The 13,783-nt window shown below is 61.8% G+C and carries 14 protein-coding genes; 7 read left to right on the forward strand and 7 right to left on the reverse strand.

Annotated features, from left to right (window positions below; genetic code table 11):
* Position 1 precedes the first annotated feature (1 nt).
* The 7 genes from R3X27_RS21175 (at position 2) to R3X27_RS21205 (ending at position 5,986) form a co-directional block, all read left to right on the forward strand.
* Complete coding sequence (locus R3X27_RS21175; protein WP_317710892.1) at positions 2–1,036, forward strand: MaoC family dehydratase; 1,035 nt, start codon at positions 2–4, stop codon at positions 1,034–1,036.
* A 27-nt stretch (positions 1,037–1,063) separates the two neighbouring features.
* Entirely contained in the window at positions 1,064–1,807 is a 744-nt protein-coding gene (locus R3X27_RS21180; protein WP_317710893.1) for a DUF4344 domain-containing metallopeptidase, read from the forward strand.
* A gap of 256 nt (positions 1,808–2,063) precedes the next feature.
* Positions 2,064–2,462 (forward strand): succinate dehydrogenase, cytochrome b556 subunit, encoded by a 399-nt coding sequence (gene sdhC, locus R3X27_RS21185; RefSeq protein WP_317710894.1) that lies wholly within the window; start codon positions 2,064–2,066, stop codon positions 2,460–2,462.
* 14 nt (positions 2,463–2,476) lie between these two features.
* Positions 2,477–2,863, forward strand: coding sequence for a hypothetical protein (locus R3X27_RS21190; RefSeq protein ID WP_317710895.1), 387 nt, complete (start codon positions 2,477–2,479; stop codon positions 2,861–2,863).
* Between the two features lie 20 nt (positions 2,864–2,883).
* The gene (gene sdhA / locus R3X27_RS21195; protein ID WP_317710896.1) at positions 2,884–4,689 is read left to right on the forward strand and encodes a succinate dehydrogenase flavoprotein subunit; all 1,806 of its coding nucleotides are present in this window, start codon (positions 2,884–2,886) and stop codon (positions 4,687–4,689) included.
* Entirely contained in the window at positions 4,689–5,120 is a 432-nt protein-coding gene (locus R3X27_RS21200; protein ID WP_317710897.1) for a hypothetical protein, read from the forward strand. Before sdhA ends, R3X27_RS21200 begins: the two co-directional genes overlap by 1 nt.
* An 86-nt stretch (positions 5,121–5,206) precedes the next feature.
* Positions 5,207–5,986 (forward strand): succinate dehydrogenase iron-sulfur subunit, encoded by a 780-nt coding sequence (locus R3X27_RS21205; protein WP_317710898.1) that lies wholly within the window; start codon positions 5,207–5,209, stop codon positions 5,984–5,986.
* Positions 5,987–6,308: 322 nt separating this feature from the next.
* On the opposite strand, the gene R3X27_RS21210 is transcribed toward R3X27_RS21205, so the two are convergent.
* The 7 genes from R3X27_RS21210 to R3X27_RS21240 form a co-directional block, all read right to left on the reverse strand.
* The gene (locus R3X27_RS21210; RefSeq protein ID WP_317710899.1) at positions 6,309–7,337 is read right to left on the reverse strand and encodes a Gfo/Idh/MocA family oxidoreductase; all 1,029 of its coding nucleotides are present in this window, start codon (positions 7,335–7,337) and stop codon (positions 6,309–6,311) included.
* A gap of 134 nt (positions 7,338–7,471) precedes the next feature.
* A complete protein-coding gene (locus R3X27_RS21215) occupies positions 7,472–9,841 on the reverse strand; it encodes a putative bifunctional diguanylate cyclase/phosphodiesterase (RefSeq protein WP_317710900.1) in 2,370 nt (789 codons plus the stop codon).
* Between the two features lie 208 nt (positions 9,842–10,049).
* Positions 10,050–11,048: a hypothetical protein gene (locus R3X27_RS21220; protein WP_317710901.1), complete on the reverse strand. Its 999-nt coding sequence runs from the start codon at positions 11,046–11,048 to the stop codon at positions 10,050–10,052.
* Positions 11,045–11,725 carry an ABC transporter ATP-binding protein gene (locus R3X27_RS21225; RefSeq protein ID WP_317710902.1) on the reverse strand — a complete coding sequence of 227 codons (681 nt, stop codon included), beginning with the start codon at positions 11,723–11,725 and terminating at the stop codon, positions 11,045–11,047. Before R3X27_RS21225 ends, R3X27_RS21220 begins: the two co-directional genes overlap by 4 nt.
* Before the next feature lie 9 nt (positions 11,726–11,734).
* Positions 11,735–12,877, reverse strand: coding sequence for an ABC transporter permease (locus tag R3X27_RS21230; RefSeq protein ID WP_317710903.1), 1,143 nt, complete (start codon positions 12,875–12,877; stop codon positions 11,735–11,737).
* The gene (locus R3X27_RS21235) at positions 12,874–13,206 is read right to left on the reverse strand and encodes a hypothetical protein (protein ID WP_317710904.1); all 333 of its coding nucleotides are present in this window, start codon (positions 13,204–13,206) and stop codon (positions 12,874–12,876) included. Before R3X27_RS21235 ends, R3X27_RS21230 begins: the two co-directional genes overlap by 4 nt.
* Positions 13,203–13,736, reverse strand: a complete 534-nt coding sequence (locus tag R3X27_RS21240) for a nitrous oxide reductase accessory protein NosL (protein WP_317710905.1) — start codon at positions 13,734–13,736, stop codon at positions 13,203–13,205. Before R3X27_RS21240 ends, R3X27_RS21235 begins: the two co-directional genes overlap by 4 nt.
* Positions 13,737–13,783: the final 47 nt, after the last annotated feature.

A 13,783-nucleotide genomic window follows, 5' to 3' on the forward strand; every position in this document is an offset into this window, starting at 1 on the left:
CATGGCCGCAAAGACCAATCCGGGCCGTTTCTTCGAAGACTACACGCTGGGCGAGGTGATCCCGCATGCGGTGCCGCGCACCGTCTCTGGCGGCGAGCGCGCACTTTATCATGCGCTCTACCCCTCGCGATTCGCACTGGCGTCTTCGGATGAATTCGCGCGCGCGAGCGGTCTTGCGGCCGCCCCGATGGACGACCTGATCACCTTCCATACCGTCTTCGGAAAGACCGTGCCGGACATCTCGCTCAATGCGGTGGCCAATCTCGGCTATGCAGAGGGGTATTTCCGCAAACCCGTCTATCCGGGCGACACGCTGCGCTCGGAGAGCGAAGTGATCGGGTTGAAGCAGAACTCCAACGGCAAGTCGGGCGTTGTCTATGTCCGCACCACCGGGCGCAACCAGCGCGACGAGGTGGTGATGGACTATGTTCGCTGGGTCATGGTCCGGAAGGGCGACCACGACGCGCCGGCGCCGGAAACCGTGATCCCGGATCTCGCGAAGGTCGTCGCCCCGTCGGATCTCGTGATTCCGGAGGGGCTCGACTTCTCCAACTACGATTTCACTCTCTCCGGCGAGCCGCATCGCTGGGGCGATTACGAAATCGGCGAGCAGATCGACCATGTGGACGGCGTGACCATCGAGGAAGCCGAGCACATGATGGCGACCCGGCTCTGGCAGAACACCGCCAAGGTCCATTTCGACGCCACTTTCCGCCCCGATGGCCAACGGCTGATCTATGGCGGCCACGTCATCTCCATGGCCCGCGCCCTGAGCTTCAACGGGCTGGCCAATGCGCAGATGATCGTCGGGCTCAATGGCGGTGCCCATGCCAATCCCTGCTTCTCCGGCGACACGGTCAAGGCTTGGACCGAAGTGCTCGACAAGGCGGAGAAGGTGGCCCCAGGCGTTGGGGCGCTGCGGCTGCGACTGGTGGCGACCAAGGGCGGCGCGCCGTTCCGACTGAAGGGCGAGGACGGAAAATACCTGGCCGAGGTGCTTCTGGATCTGGACTACTGGGCGCTTGTTCCTATCTGATCGGTCGAAACCAACGGGAGGGTTGGAATGATCCGGAAGATGCTGACGGTGCTGGCAGCCTCGACTCTGCTGGCGGCGGTTGCCGATGCCAGCGAAGAGGCCGACGCCTTTGTCGAGGCCAACCTTCTGGCAATCTTCTACCACGAGCTCGGGCATGCGCTGATCGATATCGAGGCCGTGCCGATCTTCGGTCAGGAAGAAGATGCAGCGGATGTGTTTTCCATTTTCCTGATCGACGCGATCTTCGAGGACGAGTCGGCCGAAGACATCGCCTATGACACCGCGTGGGGCTTTCTCGGCGAGGCCCTCCTGCGCGACGAGATGGCGGACGAGATCGCCTGGTGGGACACGCATGGGCCAGACGAGCAGCGCTACTATAATACTGTCTGCATCTTCTACGGCGCCGACCCCGATGCGCGCGGCGATCTGGCCGAGGAGTTGGGCCTGCCTGAAGATCGGGCGGAGTATTGCCCGGAGGAGTACGATCAGGCCGCCGACGCCTGGGGCGCAGTTCTGGACGAGATCTGGATCGGGGCGGATGACACGTCCCTCACCTTCGAGTTCGACAGATCCGCACAAGACAGCCTTACGCTCGAGGTTGTGCGTGCGGAAGTGGAGGCACTGGCCGAGGAGATATCGCTGTCCGAACCGCTTCTGGTCTCAGTCGAACCCTGCGGCGAAGCGAATGCCTGGTACGATCCTTCCAGCGTGACCATCACCATGTGCACCGAATTCGAGGATCATCTGTACGAGATGGCAGGGCGGCTATGAGGTTTCAGAGCCCCGAAAGGGCACCCCAAGCCCCGGATCAATCGGTAGAGAAGTATGGTTTGCCGCCATTTTGGGCATTTTCCGGTATCCTGTGGAATACACATAGAATTTTCGGAATGGGACGCGCGGATTTGCTCGGGATTGCGCCAATTAACCGCGCCGATTCGCGCTGCATTCGCGTGACACCCTCAAAAGATGTATTAGAGAAGGGGGCAAATGCGGGACCGCCCCCGCGTCAGCAAAAGGAGTCAGTCTTATGACAGCCGATGTGAACCGGGGAAATCGGCCCCGGTCGCCCCACCTCCAGATCTATCGCCCGCATATCCTCATGATCAGCTCGATCCTTATCCGGATCACTGGTAACGGCTCGACCGTCGGTATGCTCCTCGTCCTTTGGTGGATGCTCGCCGCAGCCGCCGGCCCCGAAGTCTACGCGGCCCACAGCGCCTGGCTCTTCGGCTGGTGGCTCTCCTATATCGTCTGGTTCGGCGTCATCTGGGCGCTCTGGTACCACATGCTGGGTGGCATCCGTCACCTCATCTGGGACGAAGCCATCGGGCTCGAACTGGAAACCGCTGAAAAACTCGGTTGGATCATCGTCTTCGGCTCCGTTGTTGGCGCCGTCCTGACCTCGATCATCCTTCTTATCGTCTGAACCGGAGGTTGCACATGTCCTATCAGACCGACCGCAAACGCGCCGCCGGCAAAGGCTCCCTGGCTCATGGAGCCGAGCACCAGCTGGAAGTCACCTACAGCTCCTATGCGATGGCCACCCTGGTCATCCTCTTCCTCGTCCGGATCGCGCCGCTCATGGGCAGCGACTATGACGCTCTCGTCGAAGGCCTGACCAAGCCCTTCAACTTCGTCATCGCCGGACTCTTCGTCGTTTCGACCACCTATCACTGGCGTTTCAACATCAGGAAAGTGTTCGAAGACTATGTCCCCAAGGGCTACGATTTCGGCGGAATGATCATCACCAACATGCTTGGCTGGTTCTTCTGTGGCCTGGGCCTCTTCGCCCTCGTCAAGATCCTGATCGCCTCGATGATCGGCTAAGCTTCGGAGAATAAAGAACAATGACCGCTTACGATATCACCCACCACACATACGACGTTGTCGTCGTCGGGGCCGGCGGCGCGGGCCTGCGCGCCACGCTCGGCATGGCCGAGCAGGGGCTCAAGACCGCCTGTATCACCAAGGTCTTCCCGACCCGTTCGCACACCGTCGCCGCCCAAGGCGGCATCGCCGCCTCCCTCGGCAACATGGGCCCAGACAGCTGGCAGTGGCACATGTATGACACCGTGAAGGGGTCCGACTGGCTCGGCGACACCGACGCGATGGAATACATGGTTCGCGAGGCCCCCAAGGCCGTCTACGAGCTCGAGCATTACGGCGTGCCCTTCTCGCGCACCGAAGAAGGCCGCATCTACCAGCGTCCCTTCGGCGGCCACACCACCGAATACGGTGAAGGCCCCGCCGTGCAGCGGACCTGTGCCGCCGCCGACCGCACCGGCCACGCCATTCTGCACACGCTCTATGGCCAGTCGATCAAGGAAGACGCGCAGTTCTTCATCGAGTATTTCGCCACCGACCTGATCATGTCCGAAGACGGGCAATGTCAGGGCGTTCTGGCCTGGAAACTGGATGACGGCACCCTGCACGCCTTCAACGCCAAGATGGTCGTTCAAGCCACTGGCGGCTATGGCCGTGCTTACTTCTCGGCCACCTCGGCCCATACCTGCACCGGTGATGGCAACGCCATGCTGGCGCGTCAGGCCCTGCCCCTGCAGGACATGGAGTTCGTTCAGTTCCACCCGACCGGCATCTATGGCTCGGGCTGCCTGATCACCGAGGGTGCCCGCGGCGAAGGCGGTTACCTGACCAACTCCGAAGGCGAGCGCTTCATGGAGCGCTATGCACCGACCTACAAGGATCTGGCCAGCCGCGACGTCGTTTCGCGCTGCATGACCATCGAGATCCGCGAAGGCCGCGGCGTGGGCCCGAACAAGGACCACATCTCGCTGCACCTCAACCACATCCCGCCAGAAACGCTCGCCGAGCGCCTGCCGGGCATCACCGAGAGCGCCGAGATCTTCGCCGGTGTGGACCTGACCCGCGAGCCGGTGCCGGTTCTGCCGACGGTGCACTACAACATGGGCGGCATCCCGACGAACTACTGGGGTGAAGTGCTGAACCCGACTGCCGATAATCCCGACGCCGTTGCGCCGGGCCTTATGGCCGTGGGCGAAGCTGGCTGTGCCTCGGTTCACGGTGCCAACCGTCTTGGCTCCAACTCGCTGATCGACCTTGTGGTCTTCGGTCGTGCCGCCGCGATCCGCGCCGGTCAGATCGTGAACCCGAACGAAGCGAACCCGGAGCTGAACAAGGCGTCGCTGGACGCGGCCCTGGAGCGCTTCGACAAGGTGCGCTACGCTGATGGTGGCACCACCACCGCCGAGCTGCGGCTGGACATGCAGAAGACCATGCAGGACAACGCTGCCGTCTTCCGCACCGAAAAGGTCCTCGCCGAAGGCGTCGAGAAGATGAAGGTGGTCGCCGCCAAGATGGACGACCTGAAGGTCACGGACCGCTCGCTGGTCTGGAACTCCGACCTGATGGAAACCCTGGAGCTGACCAACCTTATGCCGAACGCGATGGCCACCATCGTCGCTGCCGACGCCCGCAAGGAATCCCGTGGCGCGCATGCCCACGAGGACTACCCGGACCGCGACGACGAGAATTGGCGCAAGCACTCTCTGGCTTGGGTCGACGGGCCGGATGTCCGCCTCGACTATCGTCCGGTGCATCTTGACCCGCTCACCACCGAAGATGAAGGTGGGATCGCAACAGCCAAGATCGCGCCGAAAGCGAGGGTGTACTGATGATGTCTCAGGTCAAACTGCCGATTTCCGTAATTGCCTTTGCCTTGGCCGCCGCCCTTCCGGGCGTGGCCTCGGCGCTGAGCGCTGCCGAACTGGAGGTGCAGCGCACCGCCATCCTGGAGTGCAAACGGCAACAACTGGTTGGCGGGGCGGCCTATATCGAGCAGCGCTCTTCCGGCACGGCCACCGACAGGATGGCCGTGCAGATCGCCCCCTATGATCAGGTGACCTACCAGTCCGCGGATTCCATCAATCGCTGCGCGGCAGGGAAGCTTGGCCTCGGAGAGGCGGAGATGGAGCAGTTCAATTCGCGGAACAAGACGGTGGTCCGGTCGATCCGGGCCGGCGGCGGCTACCGCAACATGAGCTGCGGCCGGAACCCGTCGATTCTCTACAAGGGCGACCTATATTGCCAATGGTCGAGGCGCTGACGGACATGAAACTGTGCACCCCATTTCACTCGAATCCACGCCACGTGGCGGCCTCGCGCCCCACGCGAGCCAGCTGAGGTGACCAAATGGTTCAATTCACTCTCCCCAAAAACTCCACGGTAAAGGTCGGCAAGACATGGCCCAAGCCGGCCGGAGCCAAGAACGTCCGCAAATTCGTGATCTATCGCTGGAACCCGGATGACGGGAAAAACCCGCAGCTCGACACGTATTTCATTGATCTGGACGATTGCGGCCCGATGATCCTGGACGCGCTGATCAAGATCAAGGACGAGATCGATCCCACACTCACGTTCCGCCGCTCCTGCCGTGAAGGCATCTGCGGCTCCTGCGCGATGAACATCAACGGGATCAACAAGCTTGCCTGTATCTGGGGCATCGACGAGCAGAAAGGCGACGTGAAGATCTACCCGTTGCCGCACATGCCCGTCGTCAAGGACCTTGTGCCGGACCTGACCCATTTCTATGCCCAGCATGCCTCCATCATGCCCTGGCTGGAAACCAAGACCCCGGCCCCCGAGAAAGAGTGGCTTCAATCCCCTGAAGACCGCGCCCTGCTCGATGGTCTGTATGAATGCGTGCTCTGCGCATCCTGCTCGACCTCCTGCCCCGCCTACTGGTGGAATGGCGATCGGTATCTCGGCCCGGCCGCGCTGCTGCACGCCTATCGCTGGATGATCGACAGCCGCGACGAGGCAACCGGCGAGCGTCTTGACGACGTGGAAGATCCCTACAAGCTCTATCGCTGCCACGTGATCATGAACTGCACCCAGACCTGCCCGAAAGGTCTGAATCCGGGCAAGGCGATCGCCGAGATCCGCCTGATGGCGCAGGAACGCCTGCACTAAGCCCCTGTCAATGACAGAAGAGCCCGCCGCGAAGCAAATTGCGGGGCAACGAAATCGGAGCCTGCCAACCCCGCGTTGGCAGGCTTCTTCTTTGGTACATTTTTCTAAGTCGTGTCAGCCCGGCTCTCGCTCGCGCAGACATTGGGACTGCGCAACTGAAAGGCGCGGCTAAAAGTGGCCGTGAACATCTGCTCCGTCAACCGGAGACGACCATAGCGCCCTGAGCTCGAACGGTCAGATCTGAGCCGCTGACGGGACTTGCTCGAGGCCACGCCCAGCCATTCCTCGGCACTGGGTCAAGGCGCGGCCCCTTGACCTCGTTTCAGACGCTCAACTCGACGCGGCACCGTCTCGAGGACGAGATCTCGATTGCTTCGATCAGGCGTTGCACCTGAAGGGCGTCCTCGCCCGTCACACGCGGGCGCTGGTCTCTTTTGACCGCCTCGGCAAAGTCCGCGATCAGATCCCGGTGCCAGTCCATCGGGAACGCCATCGGATCGGCACCGCCCCCCGTGCGCGCCTCGGCTCCGGCGGTTTCGACCCGCCCATCTCGCCAGGAATAGGTCACGGTGCCCGATTGCAGCCGTACCGAGGCGGCGTCGCATTCAAGCCGGATCGATTCCGGTTCTCCCGGATAGGCCGCCGTCGTCGCGAAGAGGGAGCCGACGGCACCATTGGCGAACTCCATTGTGCCTGCGGCAAAATCCTCCGCCTCCATCCGGTGCAACGCCGTGGTTGCGACCATGGCTTGCACCGCGCGCACCGGCCCGGTCAGGTCAAGCATCAGGTCAAGAGTATGAATGGCCTGGCATATCAGCACCCCACCACCATCGCGCGCATAGCTACCGCGGCCCGGCTCGTCGTAATACCCTTGATCGCGCCACCATGGGATGTCGACACGCACCATGCGGATCGCGCCGAGTTCATCCATTGCAAGGCGGCGCGCCAGGTCCTGGCTTGCAGCGCGAAAACGATGCTGAAACACAACACCGAGCGTTACGGCATGGTCGCGGCAGAGTTGCACGATCCGTTCCGCCGCTTCGACCGTCCGTTCCAAGGGCTTTTCGCACAGGACATGCTTTCCGGCGGCGGCAAAAAGCTCGACATATGCCGCGCGCGCGTTCGGCGGCGTCAGTATCAGCACCGCATCGACACCCGGATCTGCGGCCAGCGCCTCGGCCTTTTCGGACACAGGAAACCCGAACTCCGTCGCGAAACGCTCGAGACGTTGGCGGTCGCGCGCATGAACTCCCCGGACATCGATCATGTTGGACAACGCCTGAAGCGCCAAGGCGTGTGGCTTGGCGGCCATGCCGCAGCCAATTACCGCGAGACCAAGCTTTGCGTTCATGTCTGGTCCCCTTCTGGAGTTCCCGAGGCCGGTCGCCCCGCGGCACGTTATGTTGCCACCTGATGATGCGAAATCGTCCGCCCACGGGCAAGATGACCGCCAAAACTCCAGCACGTGAGGCACAAAAGGCAGCCTTATCGACGGAGTGCCATCCTATTTCCCACGACATCCCGATACCGTTCGTACTCTGATCGCGAATTGACCTGTCCGGTCCAGTCCTCGATCCAGGTTCTCAAGGTCTCGAGGGGCATCGGTTCGGCGATCAGGTAACCCTGCACTTGCGAGCAGCCGATGCTCGTAAGGTATCGAAGCTCCTCATCGGTCTCGACACCTTCCGCAAGAACGTCGATGCCCAGCTTCCTGCCAAGATCCACGATGGTCCCGGACAAGGCCTGGAGCGTCCGATCCTGCTGGATATCGGTAATCAGGCTCCTGTCGATCTTTATCCGCGAGATGGGATAGTTTCGCAGGCTTGCGATCGCCGTATGCCCGGTGCCGAAATCGTCGAGCTCCATCTCGAAACCAGCCTTGGACAACTCGAAGATATTCCGCAGGATATTGCCGCATCTTTCGTTCAGTAGCGTCGACTCCAGGATCTCGATCCGGATGCGATCTCGCGCGACACAGACCCTGTCGGTCGCCCGGATCAGCTTTTCGACAAGCCTTGCATCTCCAAGTCTTGCCGTTGAGACATTGACACTGACCGTTGCCATTCCCACCCCAAACGCAGCAAGGATCGGGATGGCCTCACAGGCATGTTCGAAGATCGTGTCATCGATGGCTTCGAGCAAATGCGCGTTTTCGGCGTAAGAGACGAACTCCGATGCACTCAGAAGACCACGGCTCGGGTGATACCAGCGCGCAAGGGCTTCAAAACCGACGATCTTGCCCGTGGAGGCATCCACCTGCGGCTGGAAGAGCGGTTGGAACTCGTCGCGTTCCAGCCCGTAGTGAATATCCGACGACACTTCGATGGCGCGCATGGCTGCCGCACGCATTCCGGATTCGAAGATCAGGCAGTGATTTCGGCCCATCGATTTGGCGGCATAGAGCGCTATGTCGGCATTCGCGGCCGCCTGTTCGATCGTCTCCTCCCGCGTATCCTCGGCGAAGGCGATTCCGATGCTCGCTCCGATGCGGAGGCTCAGGCCGAAATACTGGATAGGCAAGGACACATCCTCGACCACCTGCTGCGCGATCTCCAGAACGCTCGCATCGTCGCCATGGCTTGTCTGAGCCAAAAGGAACTCGTCGCCCCCGACCCTGGCGATCACCGGGAAGGCCGCCCGGTGTGCCGTCAGCCGACTCGCGATTTCCTTGAGGACATGATCGCCAGCTTCATGACCGTTCATGTCGTTGATCGACTTGAAACTGTCGAGATCCAGATGGAAGATCGCCAGCCGCGAACCAACTTTCCTCGAAACGGCCTGTTTTGCGATGAACCCCGCCAATCCACGGCGGTTTCTGATGCCGGTCAGCGGATCCGTCGTCGCCGCGCGTTCCAGTTCCGCCTGCTGTTGTCGCAACTCGCTGATATCGACATGCGTTCCGACCACCCGCGCAAGCTTTCCCGCGCGCCGAACGATATAGGCCCGGGACAGGATCGTTACCCAGCTCCCGTTCTTGTGTCGCATCCGGAATTCCCGTTCCACAACGTCACCGGCCAGATCGTAGATCTGTTCGGGCAGGATCACGACGTGTTCTACATCGTCCGGATGAAGCAGGGAGGCGAATGTTTCGATTTCATTCGGGAGTCCATTCGCCTTGTATCCAAGCATCTGGAACCAGCGCGGGGAAAAGAACACCCGGCCGGTCAGGTAGTCGATGTCGAACAATCCGTCTGACGCGCCCTTCAACGCCAGATCGTAGCGCTCGGTTGCCTCCTTCGCCGTGCGCACGGCATCTTCGAGTTGATTGTTCACGCGCTCCAGCGTCGCATGAACAAGCCTCCGGTCTTCCCGGTCCATGAAAAAGCCGACCATTTCGGCAACCGAGATCACAAAAGCAATCTCGTCCGGTGTCCAATCGCGTTGCACGCCAAGCGTCTCGGCGCAAACCACCCCACGGGGACCGGCGGCAGAACGGATCTGGGCATCCAGCATCGACCGGATTCCGACCGGTTTCAGGTAAACATCGAGGAACTCCGAGGTTCTCGGGTCACTTCCGGCATCGACAGCGTCGACCACCCGATCCCGCAGAACGGCCTTGAAATACTCTGGAAAGCTGGCTTCATTGAGAACGAAGCCCGAACTGTGGTTGTCACTCTCTGCTTCAAAAAGATCTATGCATCGGATTGCGCTCTCGTCGTCATCCAGCGACCAGAGGCTGAACCGGGGCACTTCCATTTCGAGGCAGACAGCCCGGGTGACATGCCGAAAGAACTCCAATTCAGAAAGGATGTCCTCGGAGTAGATCTGCATGAGTTGGTCGAGTACGGCGTTGAACTTGCGCACACGCGCAAGGATATCAACCTGCTGATTGCCTGGAGCACCAACATTTTCCATCCACTTATGCTTTCGTTCCGACTCGTGACAAGGACACTTCCACGCAGGCTACCGCGCCTCCCTCTCCATATTCCTAACAAGACGCTACGCCGATTGCACAAACTCTCCTGCCAGGCAGATATAACACAAACACCGGGATCAGCAGAGCACAGCTTGAACGCGAACATGGCGTCGAACGGGAGGGGCATGTTGAGAAGAAACCTAACTGTCAACCGAGGAGAATGAGGTGCGATCGCGCGACGGCCCAGAAAACCGCGACGCCGAAGAGAAGGAAGGCTGTCAGAGAAAGAACCGTCAGGCGTCGGACCGCCTCCGGCACCACTGCGGCGAGGCTGTCGCCGCACGGGATGGATCGCACCAGCCCGGCTCCCAGGGCCCATACCGTGCCAGCGAAGAGCGGTAGGTACAGCGCATAGCCGAAATAGCCATATTCCCGTTTCAGCAGGCAGAAGGGGCAATGGTGGTTCGGGTGGTCATAGACATACAGTGAGATCACCGAGACGATCGCCGTGAGGGCCGCGAAGAAGAGACCCGCCCCGAAAAACGCCAGCAGCCGCTCCCCGCGCCCCAGCCATAGAACGGAGATACCCGAAAGGAGCACCGCGCCCCCGGCATTGGCCAGCAGCCAGAGCGCGTTCGCCGGCGCAAGGCCTGTCATATCGGCCACCAGCCCTTCATTGGCAGGCGTGTAAAGCTTCGAGCAGCAGGAAGTGATGACATCCGTCTTCAGGTTGGCGAAATACGCCAGTTCGGTCGCGGCACTGGCAAGCACGAGCGGGGCGATGCCGAGAATGGCTGCGTATTTCAACCGGGTCAGCGGGTAGTCATAGCCGGCCCTGTCCAGCCGGTCGAGGATCAGCCAGAGCGCCGCGGCAAAGAAGACGGCGATCTTGAGATAGAGCGCCGGGAAGCCATAGGGGTTCACGTTGAGTGTGCCAACAGCGCACATCGCACCGACGAAGAGCGCCGCCATGCGGTCGGCATTGAAGACGAAGAGAAAGAGCGTCGCGATCTCGATCAGCATGACGAAGCCGAAGAGCGTGGAGACGAGCTGTGTCGAACGCTCCAGCGTCAGTTGCTGGCGGCTGCCACTGGCAACGTCCCAGTGCCGCAGCACCCGAAAAGAGAACCAGCCGGCCCAGAGCGCCACGAGACCGGCCAGCGCGGAGGCGAAGAGCAGGGCCAGGATCGGGGTCTGCAGGATCATGACGTGCCCTCGTCAAGCCGGCCGTCCCGCATGGATACCACCTTGTCCACCAGCTCGGATCCCCAGATCCGCGCATCGTGGCTGGTCATGATCACGGCCCGCCCTTCGGCGCGCAACCCGGCGACGATATCGAGAAAGCGCAGGGCAAGTTCCGTGTCGAGATTGGCCGTGGGCTCGTCGGCGATCAGCACGGGCGGGTCGTTGATGAGCGCGCGGGCAATAGCGGCGCGCTGTGCCTCGCCCCCGGAAAGATGCTCCACCGCGACATTGGCCTTCGGCCCCAGCCCGAGCGTATCGAGCCGGGCCGCAGCCCGGTCGATATCGGCTTGCGGGTTTCCGCCAAGCGGCGCGGTCGGGAGAAGGACATTTTCCATCACCGTCAGGCCCCGGATCAGGTTGAACCGCTGGAAGACGAAGCCGAAAGTCCGGCGACGCTCTTTCGCAAGGAAGCTCTCCGGCAGGCCGGACGTCATGCGCCCGTCGACATAGATCCGCCCGGAGGTTGGCCGCGCCATGCAGGCAATGATGGACAGCAATGTTGTCTTGCCGGAGCCGGAAGGCCCCTTGAAGACGGTAAGCGCGTCGCGGGCGATCTCGAGGTCGATGCCCGAAAGCGCGGTGGTCTCGCTGGGGCGGCCCTCATTGTAGAGCTTGCTGACAGATTGCAGTGAAATCATCGTCGCCCCCTATCGCATGACCTGGTCTGGGTCGGCCGTCGCCGCGCGCCAAATCGGAACGATTGTAGCCGCCGTGTAGGGCAGCACCGTCAGGAAAAAGAGAGCAGAGAGCTGCAATCCGTCGATCATCGGTGTGAGCGCGAAATCGGGGTAGATGACCGACCAGCCCTTGAGCACCGAAGCGAAGAGCGCCGCGTCGAAGGCGAAGACATGGAGATAGGCCAGCACCGTTCCCAGCAGGAAGGCACCGATCGAGATCAGCCCGCCCTCCCAGAGCTTCATGGCGATGACATCTCCTGTGTCCCAGCCGATCGCCTTGAGGATGCCGATTTCGCGGGTCTCTTCGGCAGAGAGCCCGGAGGCCTTTTCGGCGGCGAAGACCGCGAAGGCCAGGACGCAAGCGCCCGCCAACACCACCATGATCCCCTCGCGCCACGAAAACAGCTTCTGATAGGTGCGTGAAATCTCGTCACGGGTGATGAGCCGGGCATGGGGCAGCAACCTGCCGGCCTTCTCGACGATGGTGCCGATCTCCCGGCTATTGCGGATCGAGACGGCGATGTCGGTATAGACGCCCTCTGGCAGTTCGAAGAAGCTGCGGAAATCCTCTTCTCCGATCAGGATCAGGTCGGCGGAGACAAGGGCGCTGTCGCTCTCCAGCCGCCCCGCCGGGTTGAGCCGGAAGAGATCCCCGGGGAAGCGGCTCAGAAAGAGCGGGGCCTTGTCCCAGTTCAGGCCGCGCGTCCGGGGCAACGCCTCGCCGAATATTGCCTCGCCGCGTGCCGGGACCAGTGTCTCGTCGAGCGGCACCATGAGCGTGTAATTGGCCCCGTTCACCCGGTCGTAAAAATACCCCCAGAGCCGGCCCTTGACCCCACTCACACCGCGGATGCCCACCAGTTCCTCGACCAGCTCTCCCGAGATCATCGCGTGTCGCCCCATCACGAGATCCTGGATGATGAGTTCCGGTGCCTCAGCGAGGACGATCTCGGCTTCCTTGCGGATCGCGGAAGAAAAAAGCGTGGCCGAAGCGACGATGAAGACCACCAAAGCGTAGATCAGCAGCAACCCGGCATTCTTGACCCGCCTCCGGGCAAGGGCGGCAAGGGTGTAATCGGCCAGCGCGCGCTGGCGGCGCAACCAGCCGGTCATTGCACGGCCTCTTCGGCGCCGAAATACAGCGCACCTCGCCCGAAGCCGCTTGCCGGGCGCGGGGCGAAGGTGCCGCTTGGGAAATGTTCGAAGGACATCGGATTATCTTGAAACGCTGTGTGCAGATCCGCCATCGCCGGGTGACGGGCAAAGCGGGCTTCGGTGAAAAGTGCGAGATCGGTCAGGCCGGCGCGGCGCACCAACTCGGCCGAGCCGGCCATTCGGGCCTGTTCGGAACGGAGCATGATCCGGGCATGCAGCGCCTCGAGAGCGAGTGCTGCGCAACCGGCTGCGATTAGGCCGAACACTATCGTTGTGCGCTGGATCATTCGAATGTTCCGGCGTCGAGATCGGTGAGCATTTCGCGGGTGACCTGCGCAAAGGTGACGCGCGCCTTTCCCGTGTGATCCTTGAGAAAATCCGTCGCGTCGAGGGCTGTCGCCAGCGGCACCAACTCATGCCCCATTGGACCATAGACATCGGAGCCGATGACATATTCCGCCGCTTGCGCATCGATCAGCGTAAGACCGTAATACTCCGTCACGCCCATGCCCGCGATCTGGCCAACATCGCGACCGGGGGCGTATTTCGTCAGATTGTCGAGATATTTGAAGAAGTCCTTCGCACCATCAAAATGCACCGCTTCACCATCATCCCAAAGGATCGTGGCGACCCATTCGGGGTATTGGGCGACGAACATACCGCAGACAGGGCAAACGTCTCGCGGGCCGGGCGGGGGCAGGTCGATGGTGGGGGCATCGGCACGCACAGGGCGAAAGCCGAGGCCCGCAAACAGGGCGGCAACGGGAAGATATGCCAGCAGGCGCCGGCGGTTGGGGCGGAAAGAATGAGAGCACATGGCGGGTCCGTTTCGCATCGGGGAGGGCCCGTCCGGTGCGAGACCGG

Source organism: Tropicimonas sp. TH_r6 (assembly GCF_033101155.1).
Taxonomy (GTDB): Bacteria; Pseudomonadota; Alphaproteobacteria; order Rhodobacterales; family Rhodobacteraceae; genus Tropicimonas.

Excerpts from the sequence above, each read along its gene's own strand:
- R3X27_RS21215 (WP_317710900.1), bottom strand. The coding sequence starts at position 9,841 with ATGGAAAATGTTGGTGCTCCAGGCAATCAGCAGGTTGATATCCTTGCG.
- R3X27_RS21230 (WP_317710903.1), bottom strand. The coding sequence starts at position 12,877 with ATGACCGGCTGGTTGCGCCGCCAGCGCGCGCTGGCCGATTACACCCTT.
- R3X27_RS21225 (WP_317710902.1), bottom strand. The coding sequence starts at position 11,725 with ATGATTTCACTGCAATCTGTCAGCAAGCTCTACAATGAGGGCCGCCCC.
- R3X27_RS21220 (WP_317710901.1), bottom strand. The coding sequence starts at position 11,048 with ATGATCCTGCAGACCCCGATCCTGGCCCTGCTCTTCGCCTCCGCGCTG.
- R3X27_RS21235 (WP_317710904.1), bottom strand. The coding sequence starts at position 13,206 with ATGATCCAGCGCACAACGATAGTGTTCGGCCTAATCGCAGCCGGTTGC.
- sdhC (WP_317710894.1), top strand. The coding sequence starts at position 2,064 with ATGACAGCCGATGTGAACCGGGGAAATCGGCCCCGGTCGCCCCACCTC.
- R3X27_RS21205 (WP_317710898.1), top strand. The coding sequence starts at position 5,207 with ATGGTTCAATTCACTCTCCCCAAAAACTCCACGGTAAAGGTCGGCAAG.
- R3X27_RS21210 (WP_317710899.1), bottom strand. The coding sequence starts at position 7,337 with ATGAACGCAAAGCTTGGTCTCGCGGTAATTGGCTGCGGCATGGCCGCC.
- R3X27_RS21180 (WP_317710893.1), top strand. The coding sequence starts at position 1,064 with ATGATCCGGAAGATGCTGACGGTGCTGGCAGCCTCGACTCTGCTGGCG.
- sdhA (WP_317710896.1), top strand. The coding sequence starts at position 2,884 with ATGACCGCTTACGATATCACCCACCACACATACGACGTTGTCGTCGTC.
- R3X27_RS21200 (WP_317710897.1), top strand. The coding sequence starts at position 4,689 with ATGATGTCTCAGGTCAAACTGCCGATTTCCGTAATTGCCTTTGCCTTG.
- R3X27_RS21175 (WP_317710892.1), top strand. The coding sequence starts at position 2 with ATGGCCGCAAAGACCAATCCGGGCCGTTTCTTCGAAGACTACACGCTG.
- R3X27_RS21240 (WP_317710905.1), bottom strand. The coding sequence starts at position 13,736 with ATGTGCTCTCATTCTTTCCGCCCCAACCGCCGGCGCCTGCTGGCATAT.
- R3X27_RS21190 (WP_317710895.1), top strand. The coding sequence starts at position 2,477 with ATGTCCTATCAGACCGACCGCAAACGCGCCGCCGGCAAAGGCTCCCTG.